Source organism: Kitasatospora sp. NPDC059747, from assembly GCF_042732955.1.
Classification (GTDB): Bacteria; Actinomycetota; Actinomycetes; order Streptomycetales; family Streptomycetaceae; genus Kitasatospora.
Genome location: NZ_JBHWGV010000081.1, coordinates 19658 through 30119, shown reverse-complemented (window position 1 = coordinate 30119; position 10462 = coordinate 19658). Strand labels below are relative to the sequence as shown.

The 10462-nt window shown below is 76.2% G+C and carries 10 protein-coding genes; 8 read left to right on the top strand and 2 right to left on the bottom strand.

Going from position 1 to position 10462, the window contains the following annotated elements:
- Window positions 1-114 precede the first annotated feature (114 nt).
- Entirely contained in the window at window positions 115-489 is a 375-nt protein-coding gene (locus tag ACFV4G_RS29660) for an ArsR/SmtB family transcription factor (RefSeq protein WP_380445189.1), read from the bottom strand.
- 372 nt (window positions 490-861) lie between these two features.
- The gene (locus tag ACFV4G_RS29655) at window positions 862-1824 is read right to left on the bottom strand and encodes a BTAD domain-containing putative transcriptional regulator (protein WP_380445188.1); all 963 of its coding nucleotides are present in this window, start codon (window positions 1822-1824) and stop codon (window positions 862-864) included.
- A 681-nt stretch (window positions 1825-2505) separates the two neighbouring features.
- Between ACFV4G_RS29655 and ACFV4G_RS29650 the strand changes: the two genes are divergently transcribed.
- The 8 genes from ACFV4G_RS29650 to ACFV4G_RS29615 all read left to right on the top strand — a co-directional run bounded on the left by ACFV4G_RS29650 (window position 2506) and on the right by ACFV4G_RS29615 (window position 10379).
- Window positions 2506-3714 carry an aminotransferase class I/II-fold pyridoxal phosphate-dependent enzyme gene (locus ACFV4G_RS29650; RefSeq protein WP_380445187.1) on the top strand — a complete coding sequence of 403 codons (1209 nt, stop codon included), beginning with the start codon at window positions 2506-2508 and terminating at the stop codon, window positions 3712-3714.
- 34 nt (window positions 3715-3748) lie between these two features.
- A complete protein-coding gene (locus ACFV4G_RS29645; protein ID WP_380445186.1) occupies window positions 3749-5071 on the top strand; it encodes a beta-ketoacyl-[acyl-carrier-protein] synthase family protein in 1323 nt (440 codons plus the stop codon).
- Window positions 5068-5991, top strand: a complete 924-nt coding sequence (locus ACFV4G_RS29640; RefSeq protein ID WP_380445185.1) for a MaoC family dehydratase — start codon at window positions 5068-5070, stop codon at window positions 5989-5991. Before ACFV4G_RS29645 ends, ACFV4G_RS29640 begins: the two co-directional genes overlap by 4 nt.
- A 6-nt stretch (window positions 5992-5997) precedes the next feature.
- The gene (locus tag ACFV4G_RS29635) at window positions 5998-7527 is read left to right on the top strand and encodes an AMP-binding protein (protein ID WP_380445184.1); all 1530 of its coding nucleotides are present in this window, start codon (window positions 5998-6000) and stop codon (window positions 7525-7527) included.
- Between the two features lie 93 nt (window positions 7528-7620).
- Window positions 7621-7890, top strand: a complete 270-nt coding sequence (locus tag ACFV4G_RS29630; RefSeq protein WP_380445183.1) for an acyl carrier protein — start codon at window positions 7621-7623, stop codon at window positions 7888-7890.
- Between the two features lie 5 nt (window positions 7891-7895).
- Window positions 7896-9005 (top strand): hypothetical protein, encoded by a 1110-nt coding sequence (locus ACFV4G_RS29625; protein WP_380445182.1) that lies wholly within the window; start codon window positions 7896-7898, stop codon window positions 9003-9005.
- The gene (gene trpA / locus ACFV4G_RS29620; protein ID WP_380445181.1) at window positions 8998-10011 is read left to right on the top strand and encodes a tryptophan synthase subunit alpha; all 1014 of its coding nucleotides are present in this window, start codon (window positions 8998-9000) and stop codon (window positions 10009-10011) included. The genes ACFV4G_RS29625 and trpA overlap by 8 nt, the downstream gene beginning before the upstream one ends.
- Window positions 10005-10379, top strand: coding sequence for an ectoine synthase (locus ACFV4G_RS29615; RefSeq protein WP_359973999.1), 375 nt, complete (start codon window positions 10005-10007; stop codon window positions 10377-10379). Before trpA ends, ACFV4G_RS29615 begins: the two co-directional genes overlap by 7 nt.
- Window positions 10380-10462 lie beyond the last annotated feature (83 nt).

Here is a 10462-nt window from a genome sequence, read left to right as displayed (position 1 = left end):
GGGGCGCGGCGGCGGGGGGGGGGGCGGCGCGGCCGCCGCGCCCCCCCCCCCCCGCGCCCGCCGCCCCCGCCCCCCGCGCGCCGCCGGGGCCGGCGCCCCCCCCCGGGCCCGGGGTCAGCCGGGCCGCACGGCCTCGCGCACCGGCGGGCCCGGGGCGGTTTCGGCGTGCGCGGCGGCGACGACGGCGGTGAGCAGCCCGGGGAAGCGGTGTTCGAGTTCCTCGCTGCGCAGGGCGTTCATCTTGGTGGTGCCCACGTAGTACTGGCGCAGCAGCCCGGCCTGGCGCAGGACGTTGAAGTGGTGGGTGGAGGTGGAACGGGAGACGGGCAGCTCGAAGGAGCCGCAGCTGAGGTCAGCGTCCTCGCGGGCCAGCCGGCAGACCACCGATCTGCGGGCGGGGTCCGCCAGCGCCTCCAGTACCTGCTGGACGCTCAGGTCCTCCACGCCCGGGTGCTCGATCACCCGCGCCGTAGCGCGTGTCCGTCCCACACCCACCACCCCTTCCCAAAATCCAGGCCCCCGTCCGTTCGGTCCGTCGTCGTGAACCGCCGCGCGCGGTGCGCGACTTCGGGTCATGACGCTACTACGCCCACCCTCCCGCACGGGGCCCGCCCGCCCACCGCAACAGCCCCGCAACACGCCGGGGACATCCCCGGCGAAGAACCCGCGAAGAACCCGCGAAGAACCGGAGAGGGACCGGGGAGGGACGGGGCGGGAAAGAGAGGGAAGCGGGGGAAACGGAGGGCAAACACCGGAGCGGCAGACAGAGGAGAGACACGGAGAGGGACGGAGAGACGCGGAGAGGGACGGAGAGGGACGGAGAGGGGCCCGCCCCCGGGCGCCCCCGGGGGCGGCGGGGTGTCAGGCGGCGCGCACCGGGGGCCCGGAGCGGCTCCAGCGCCCCGGCGGCAGGGGCTCGAAGATCCCCATCAGCACCGGGTCCACCGCGGGCACCGCCGGACCCGCGGCCGGACCCGCGGCCGGCGCGGAGCCCGGCGCGGAGCCCGGCGCGGCGCCCGCCACCGCCACCGCAGCCGGGCCCGGGGTCGGGAGGGGCGTGTCGGCGGCCGGGGCGGGGGAGCGCAGCAGCGACAGGTACATGTCCTGGGACTCGGGGCCCGGGTCGATGCCCAGCTCCTCCGCGAGGACCTGACGCAGCTGCTGGTAGCAGCGCAGCGCCTCGGCCCGGTTGCCGGCCGCGGCCAGCGCGGCCATCCGGCAGCGGTAGGCGCTCTCGCGGAACGGGGCCCGGCGCACCGCCTCCTCCGCCCAGCGCAGCGCGTGGTGCTCCTCGCCCAGCGCGGAGGCCGACAGGCTCGCCGTCTCCAGGGCGCAGATGCGCAGTTCGTCGACGTGGTCGCGCACCCCGCACGCCCACTCGCCGTCGTGGTCGGGCAGGAAGGAACCGCGCAGGTTCGCGATCGCGCCGGCCGCCAGCTGCTGTGCCACCGGGTAGGCGCCGGCGCCGAACGCCTCGCCGGCCTCGCCGACCGCGCTCGCCGCCACCTCCACGTCCACCGCCGCGTCCGCCGGCAGGCGCAGCACGTAGCGCCCGCCCTGGGAGACCAGCGGCGTCGCCCCCGGCCCCTGGCCCGGGGCGGCGACGAACGCCCGCACCCGGGAGACCACGCTGCGCAGCGCCGAGGCCCACGTGTCGGGCAGGCCGTCGGGCCACACGGTGTCGGCCAGCGCGTCGCGCCCGGTGCCGGCGAAGCGCTCCAGCACCAGACGGGCGAAGGCCACCTGCGCCTGGGCGCCGGACAGGTGCTGCGGGGCGGCGCCCTCGTGTTCGACGGTCACCAGGCCGGTCAGGCGGATCAGCATGACGGCGCCCCCGATCTGCCCGGCGCCCCGTCGTCCCGCAAGCCGTTCAACATAGCTCCAACCCCCTTGAGCCGCGGCGCGGCCCGCGGGCGGCGGTGCCGGGCCGCGGGCCCTGGAAAGAAACCCGGACCGGAAAATGCAACGCCGACCAGCCGTTCGGTTTTTCGTTCCGGCGGATTTCGACCATACATTCGGCTGCTTGCGCGGTGTCAACACCGGTCGGCGAAACATACCCACCGGCCGGTCCATGCGTCGTAGGCGCAGGGTTTCCGCACGTCAGAGCGTTACCGCAGGCCGGGAATCGGGCTGTTGCGGCCGCCTTGCGCTTCCTGCCGTAGAAATGTAGCCATCCTTGAGCACCCCGCGTGGACGCTTCGAGAAAACCCGCACCCGAAAACCCGGCACCGGGAAACCCCGCACCCGGGAAAGCCCGTACAGGGGAAAAGGGGGCACCGCCCCCGGCAAAAGCACCCCGGGAACCAAAGGCACCAGGCGCCCCCGGGAACACGGCACCCGCACCCCCGGCCCCCCCGCCCCCGGCCCCCCCCCCCCCGCCCCCCCCCCCCCCGCCCCCCCCCCCCCCCCCCCCCCCCCCCGGCCCCCGCCCCCCCCGCCGCCCCCCCGGCCGGTTTCCCCGCCGCCCCGTCCCCGCATCCCCCTTGCCCGTGAGGAGTGAGCAGTATGGCCACCGCAGCATGGCAGCGCCTTCAGCCGAAGCTGGACCAGACGCTGGAGCGCGTCGGCGCGCTGGAGTTCGACGCCTCGCGCCGCAACAGCTTCGTCGCCTACACGATGGAACGCGACAGCGCCTACTGCGACCTGGACGGCGAGCGCCTGCTCATGATGTCCGGGTACAGCTACCTCGGACTGGCCGGCGACGAGCGGGTGGTGGCCGCGGCCAAGGCCGCCCTGGACGTCTACGGCACCGGCAACCACGGCGTGCGCGCCCTGGCCGGCACGATCCCGCTGCACGAGGAGCTGGAGGCGGAGGTCGCCCGCTTCGCCGGCCGCGAGCGGGCGCTGGTGTTCGGCTCCGGCTACGCGGCGAACGTCGGCACCGTCGGCGCCCTGGTCGGCCAGGGCGACACCGTCCTGATCGACAAGTACGACCACGCCAGCATCGTCGACGGCTGCCGCCTGTCGGGCGCGACGGTCACGCGTTTTCGCCACAACGACGTCGAGCACCTGGAACGCCGCCTGAAGGCCGCCTCCGCCACCGGGGTGCGCCTGGTGATCGTCGACAGCGTCTACTCCATGGACGGCGACATCGCCCCGCTGCCGCAGCTGCGCGAGGTCTGCGACCGCCACGGCGCGCTGCTGATGGTCGACGAGGCCCACGCCCTGGGCGTGATCGGCCCGCGCGGCGGCGGCATCGAGGAGCACTTCGGCCACCGCTACCGCGTCGACGTCAAGCTCGGCACCCTCTCCAAGGCCATCCCCTCCATGGGCGGCTGGGTCGCCGGCAGCGCCGACCTGATCGGCCACCTGCGCTACGCCGCCCGCCCGTTCCTGTTCTCCGCGGCGCTGGGCCCCGCGCAGACCGGCGCCGCGCTGGAGTGCCTGCGGATCCTGCGCCGCGAGCCCGAGCGCGTCACCCACATCCAGACCCAGGCCGAACGCCTGCGCTCGCGCCTGAACGCGGCGGGCATCCGCACCATGGACAGCCGAACCGCCGTCATCCCGGTCATCGCCGGCTCCGACGACGCCGCCTACGACTACGCCACCGCCTGCCGCAAGGCCGGGGTGATCGGCCTGCCGGTGGTCACCCCCGCGGTGCCCAACGACCTGGCCCGCCTGCGGATCGCGGTCACCGCCCGCCACAGCGCCGCCGACATCGACTTCGCCGCCGACGCGTTCCTGACCGCCGCCGCCCAGACCGGCCTCATCTGACCCGCGCCGCCCGGCCGAAGGGAGGACGACCCGCATGCCAGCCCCCACCCCGCCACCCCACCCGCACTCCCCGCAGCCCCCGCGCTCCCCGGAACGCGACCGGCCCGCAACCCCCGCGCGGCCCGCGCGGCCCGTACGGCCCGAGATCGCGGTCACCGGCCTGGGCGTCATCAGCCCCGCCGGCCACAGCCTGCAGGAGTTCTGGCAGACGGTCAGCCAGGGACGCTCCACCGCACGCGCCCTCACCGACCCGGCCCTGGCCCGCCACCGGGTACGCCTGGGCTGCCCCGTCACCGCCCTGCCGCACGACCCGGCGCTGCCCGCCAAGGACGCCCGCCGCCTGGACCCCTTCGCCCACTACGCCACCCTGGCCGCCCTCGCCGCCCACCGCGACGCCGGCTCCCCCCACCCCGGGCCCGGGCGCTCGGCCATCGTCGTCGGCAACGCGGTCGGCGGACGCACCACCAGCGACCGCGAGTCCGCCGCCTACACCCAGCACGGCCCCCTGCGGGTCTCGCCGCTGATGCCGCTGATCACCATGCCCAACGCCGCGGCCGCCCAGATCGCCATGCGCCTGTCCTGGAGCGGGACGGCCCTGACGATCGCCACCACCTGCGCCTCCGGCGCCGACGCCATCGGCCACGGCGCGATGCTCCTGGCCACCGGCCGCGCCGACGTCGTGATCGCCGGCGGCTGCGAGGCCACCCTGACCCCCGTCACCCTCGCCGCGTTCGGCAACCTCGGCGCCCACTCCCAGCGCAACGCCGACCCCGCCCGCGCCTCCCGCCCCTTCGACACCCACCGCGACGGCTTCGTCATGGGCGAAGGCGCCGGCTTCCTGGTCCTGGAACGCCTGGACGACGCCCGCGCCCGCCACCGCACCCCCTACGCCCTGCTGGCCGGCTACGGCTCCAGCGCGGACGCCTACCACCTGGCCAACCCCCGCCCCGACGGCGCCGGCGCCACCGCCGCCATGCGCGCCGCCCTCACCGACGCCGGCCTGACCCCCGCCGACATCACGCACGTCAACGCCCACGGCACCGCCACGATCCACAACGACCGCGCCGAAGCCGCCGCCCTGCGCACCGTCTTCGGCCCCCACGCGGTGCCCGTCACCTCCACCAAGGGCGTCATCGGCCACCTGATCGGCGCCGCCGGCGCCGTCGAACTCATCGCCGCCATCCAGGCCATGACCAACCGCCTGGTCCCGCCCACCGCCAACCACGAAACCACCGAAGCGGGCCTGGACCTCGACGTCGTCCACACCCGCCCCCGCCCGATCCGCCCCGGCGCGGCCCTGTCCAACTCCTTCGGATTCGGCGGCCACAACTCGACCCTGGTGGTGACCCCCGCATGACCACGACCCCCACCCCCGCCGCCCCGGCCCCGGCCCCGACGGCACAGCCCGCGACGGACCCGGCGCACGCCGCCCCGGTGTTCCGCACCCGCGTGCCCGTCACCGCCGAAGCCCTGGCCGCCTACCGCACCGCCGCCCGCACCGGCCTGCCCCCCGCCACCGGCCCCGCCGCCCAACTCGCATCCCCCGCCCACCCGTTCGTCCTCGCCCACACCCTCGCCCAGCACACGGTCGCCGCCCTCACCGCCGACGAGGACGCCTTCACCGGCGTCGTCCACCTCGCCCAGGAGATCCGCACCCACCACCCGCTGCCGCCCGCCACCGACGCCGCCACCGGCACCGACGTCGAGGTCACCGTCACCGCCGCCCGCCGTGAGCCGCGCGGCACCCGCATCGCCCTCACCACCCGCCTCACCACCCCCCACGGCACCCTGCTCGCCGAACTCACCACCGCCGCCCTCCTCCTGGGCGCCACCCGCATCACCCCCCACGGCGCCCTGCCCCCCACCGCCCACCCCGGCACCACCCCCGACACCGGACCCCACACCCTCACCCACACCCTCACCCCCGCCGACGTGCGCGCCTACGCCCACGCCGCCGGCGACCTCAACCCCATCCACCTCGACGACCACGCCGCCCGCGCCGCCGGCTTCCCCTCGGCCATCGCCCACGGCATGCACCTGCTCGCCCTGGCCGCCGAAGAGATCACCGACCGCCACGCCGCAGGCGACCCCACCCGCATCACCGCCCTCGGCGCCCGCTTCGCCGCCCCCGTCACCCCCGGCACCCCGCTGCACCTGACCCTGCACCCCCACGACCGGGGCACCGTCGTGCGCTTCACCCTCGCCACCACCACCGCCACGGCCACCGCCACCGCCGTCAAGGCCGGCTGGGCGACCATCGCCCCGGCAGGGGAGTGACCCGCCATGACCACCCCAGACGCCCCCGCCGCGGTGCCGCCGCTGTCCCTGCCCGACGCGTTCGCCCACCACGCCCGCCGCCGCCCCGACGCCACCGCCCTGCTCTGGCACGACCGCGCCGTCACCTACCGCGAACTCGCCCACCTCACCGGCCGCGAACGCCGGCGCCTGCGCGCCCTGGACCTCGCCCCCGGCGAACCCGTGGCCCTGCACGCCACCAAATCCCCCGAAGCCGTCGCCCTCGTCCTGGCCTGCCTCACCGAACGCCGCCCCTTCCTGCTGCCCTCCCCCCAGCTCGCCCCCGCCCTGCTCGCCGCCCTCCACACCCAGGCCGGCGCCCGCCACCTGCTCACCCCCGCCGGCCGCCGGCCCCCCGCCCTGCCCGCCACCACCCACCCCGGCGTGCCCACCCTCGCCGCCGGCACCTCCTTCATGCTCACCACCTCCGGCTCCACCGACCTGCCCAAGATCGTCCCCCTCGCCCAGAGCGCCGTCGACCGCTTCACCGCCTGGGCCCACGACACCTTCGACCTCGGCCCCGGCCGCGTCGTCGCCAACTACGCCCCCCTCAACTTCGACCTGTGCCTGCTCGACGTCTGGGCCACCCTCGCCGCCGGCGGCACCGTCCTGCTCCTGGACCCCGCCCACGCCCTGTCCGCCCGCCACCTCCTCACCCAGCTCACCCGCCACCGCCCCCACGTCCTGCAGGCCGTCCCCCTGTGCTACGCCCTGCTCACCCAGGCCGCCTCCCAGGGCCCGGGCGGCGCCACGGTGCTGGACAGCGTCGAGCACGCCGCGTTCACCGGCGACGCGATCGACGCCCGCACCCTGGCCGCGCTGCCCGCCCTGCTGCCCGCCGCGCGCCTCTACAACATCTACGGCTGCACCGAGACCAACGACAGCTTCCTGCACGAACTCGACGCCCTGGACGCCACCGCCGCCCTGCCGGTGCCCATCGGCACCCCGCTGCCCGGCGTGCGCACCCTGCTCGCCGCCCCCGACGGCACCCCCGTGACCGGCCCCGGCAGCGGCGAACTGTACGTCTCCACGCCCTTCCAGGCCGCCGGCTACCTCGACCGCTCCCGCGACGCCGGCCGCTTCACCACCCGGCCCGACGGCGCCGGAGAAGGCCGGCGCTGGTTCCGCACCGGCGACCTCGCCGTACGCGACGCCCAGGGCCGCCTGCACCTGACCGGACGCGCCGACTTCCAGGTCAAGGTCCGCGGAGTCGCCGTCAACACCGCCGAGGTCGAACGCGTCCTGCTCGCCCACCCCGAGGTCCGCGAGGCCGCCGTCGCCGCCGAGAGCGACCCGCTGACCGGCAAGCGCCTGCACGCCGCCGTCCACCGCACCCCCGGCTCCGCCCTCAACACCCTCACCCTGCGCGAACACCTGGCCGCCAACCTGCCGCGCGCCGCCGTGCCCGAACGCCTGGCCATCCACGACACCCCGCTGCCCAAGACCCCCACCGGCAAGGTCGACCGCAAGGCCGTCCTCGCCGGCACAGCCCCCCACACCGCCCGGCCCGCCGGCTGACCAGCCCGCCGGCCGACCGGCACACCCGGAGCCCTGCCGTCCGAAGTCCTGTTTTCCGGAAGTCACGAACCTTTCAAGGGAGTTGCGACCACCATGAACAACATCGCGCAGATCAAGAAGTTCCTGATCGAGGAGTTCCTGCCCGACGTCACCCCCGAGCAGCTCGCCGACGACCACGACCTGCTCACCGACGGCGTCATCGACAGCCTCGGCGTCCTGAAGCTGATCGCCTGGGTCGAGGACCACTTCGCCCTGCCGGTCGACGACACCGACCTCGACCCGAACAACTTCCGCTCCGTGCAGGCGATCGACGCCTTCATCGCCCAGCGCCGCGCGCTGGCCGCCACCGTCGCCGGCGGCTGATCCCCGTGCACCCGGCCCTCACCGCCCTGATCGCCGCCCGGCCCGTCCCCCTGGACACCTGGCGCTCGTGGTGGGACCGGCTGGAGGGCGCCGCCCAGGGCCCGGCCCGCGACAGCGACCGGGCCCAGGCGGCGGCCCTGCTGGCCAGCCTCGCCACCCGCCTGCCCGACACCGCCACCCTCGCCGCCCTCACCACCTCCCTCACCGAACGCAGCCCCGACCCCGGCCCCGCCCACCCGGGCAGCGCCAACATCGTCGGCACCGGCGGCGGACCGGCCACCTTCAACCTCTCCACCGCCGCCGCCCTGACCGCAGCCAGCATGGGCGTACCCGTCGTCAAGACCGGCTCGCGCGCCTACACCAGCGCTGCCGGCTCCATCGACCTGCTGGAACGCCTGGGCATCACCCTCACCTCCTCCCACACCGAGACCGCCGACCACCTGGCCCGCCACAACATCGCCTTCGCCGGCCCGCACGTCTACCCGCCGGCCCTCACCCGCCTGGCCCGCCTGCTCTACCCGCTCACCCTCAAGCCCTTCGGCCGCTTCCTCAACGCCCTCGGCCCCTTCCTGGCCACCGCCCCCGTCACCGCCCAGCTCACCGGCGTCTCCGCCACCGCCCCCCTCAGCGCCCTGCGCGACCTCACCGCCTTGCGCGACCTCACCGCCCACGCCGGCACGCACGGCAGCGGACGCCAGGTGTGGCTGGCCCACAACACCGAAGGCGCCGACGAACTCCTGCCCTTCGCCGACAACACCCTCCACACCCCCCACACCACCATCCACCTGCCCGCCGGCTCCCTCGCCCCCGACACCGGCACCCTCGCCGACCTCGCCCCCCACCCCGGCGACCTGACCGGCCACTTCCTCGACGCCCTCGCCGGCCGCGCCGGCCGCGCCGCCACCCACACCATCGCCCTCAACGCCGCCGCCCTCGCGATCGCCTCCGGACGCCACACCCACTGGCCCACCGCCCACGCCACCGCCCTCGCCGCCCTCGCCGACGGCGCCCCCCGCGCCCTGGCCCAGCGCCTGCGCACCCCCGGCAAGACGGCCACGGCACTCACGGCGGCCCGCACGACGACGGCGGGGGACAAGGCGGTGGCCGGTGTCTGACCACCCGCTCCCGCCCGGGCCCCCGTTCCCGCCCGGGCACCCGCTCCCGTCCGAGCACCCGCTCCCGCCCGGGCACCCGTTCCCGCCCGAGCACCCGTTCCTGCCCAAGCGCCCCGACGGGCACCCCGCGCTCGCGGTGTTCCTCAACGCCGGCGACCCGCCCGCCCCCCTGGCCGAGACCGCCCGCATGCTCGACGACGAAGGCGTCGAAGTCCTCGAACTCGCCGTCCCCTTCCCCAACTCGCCCACCGACGGCCCCGTCATCCGCCGCTCCGCCGCCCGCGCCCTGGCCACCGGCACCACCCTGGACACCGTCCTGGCCGAACTCACCGGCCTCGTCCCGCAGCTCAGACGCCTGAAGATCGCACTGCTCGCCGACTGGTCCCACAGCCTGCGCCGCCCGGACCCCGGACACACCGCCCGCGCCATCGCCGCCGCCGGCGCCCACGCCCTGCTCGTCCACGCCCTGCCCCCGCGCCAGCGCCCCGCCTGGCAGCAGGCCTGCCGCGACGCCGGCCTGCCCCAGGTCGCCACCTGCTACGCCACCTCCGGCCCCGGCGTCCTCACCGAGGCCGCCCGCACCGCCCACGGCGCCTACGTCTACCTGGTCGCCCACTACGGACGCTCGGGCACCGCACCCGCCGCCGGCCACCGCACCCTGAAGGCCACCGTCGCCGCCCTCAACCGGGCCGCCCCCCACACCCCCGTCGCCATCGGCTTCGGCGTGCGCACCGCCACCGACCTGGAGGCCGTCGCCGCCACCGGCGCCCGCGCGGCCGTCGTCGGCTCCGCCGCCGTCGAACGCGTCGAGGCCGCCCTGAACACCGGCACCGACCCCCTCGCGGCGCTGCGCGCCTTCCTCCGTGAACTCCGCCCGCCCCACCCCCCGCGGGCGGGCGGACCCACCCGCACCACCACCGGCACCACGACCGGCGCGGCCGCCGGCACGACCGGCACCGCCGTCACCCTCACCCCCGCCACCAGAGAGGCAGAACCCGCATGCTGATCCGCGACCTTGACGACGTGAAGACCGTCGAGTGGGGCAACGGCCTGTCCCGCCGCTTCCTTGTGGAGAGCGACGGCCTCGGCTACAGCCTCACCGACACCATCGTCAACGCCGGCACCAAGTCCCGCCTGGAGTACCGCAACCACCTCGAAGCCTGCTACTGCATCGCCGGCTCCGGCGAGGTCGTCGACATGGACGGCAACGCCCACCCCATCACCCCCGGGCGCCTGTACGCCCTGGACGAGCACGACGCCCACTACCTCGTCGCCTCCCCCCACGAGGACATGCGCCTGGTGTGCGTCTTCTCCCCGGCCCTGCGCGGCGACGAGGTCCACCAGCTCGACGCCCACAACTCCTCCGCCTACTAGAGCGACGGCCGCACAGCCGGGGCCGGCCGAGGCGAGCCGAAGCCGGCCCGGGCCCGCCGGACGGGCCACGCCCGTCAAGCGGG

Coding starts and splice junctions, on each gene's coding strand:
- ACFV4G_RS29655 (WP_380445188.1), bottom strand. CDS start 1,824: ATGCTGATCCGCCTGACCGGCCTGGTGACCGTCGAACACGAGGGCGCC.
- ACFV4G_RS29640 (WP_380445185.1), top strand. CDS start 5,068: ATGACCACGACCCCCACCCCCGCCGCCCCGGCCCCGGCCCCGACGGCA.
- ACFV4G_RS29650 (WP_380445187.1), top strand. CDS start 2,506: ATGGCCACCGCAGCATGGCAGCGCCTTCAGCCGAAGCTGGACCAGACG.
- ACFV4G_RS29630 (WP_380445183.1), top strand. CDS start 7,621: ATGAACAACATCGCGCAGATCAAGAAGTTCCTGATCGAGGAGTTCCTG.
- ACFV4G_RS29615 (WP_359973999.1), top strand. CDS start 10,005: ATGCTGATCCGCGACCTTGACGACGTGAAGACCGTCGAGTGGGGCAAC.
- ACFV4G_RS29635 (WP_380445184.1), top strand. CDS start 5,998: ATGACCACCCCAGACGCCCCCGCCGCGGTGCCGCCGCTGTCCCTGCCC.
- ACFV4G_RS29645 (WP_380445186.1), top strand. CDS start 3,749: ATGCCAGCCCCCACCCCGCCACCCCACCCGCACTCCCCGCAGCCCCCG.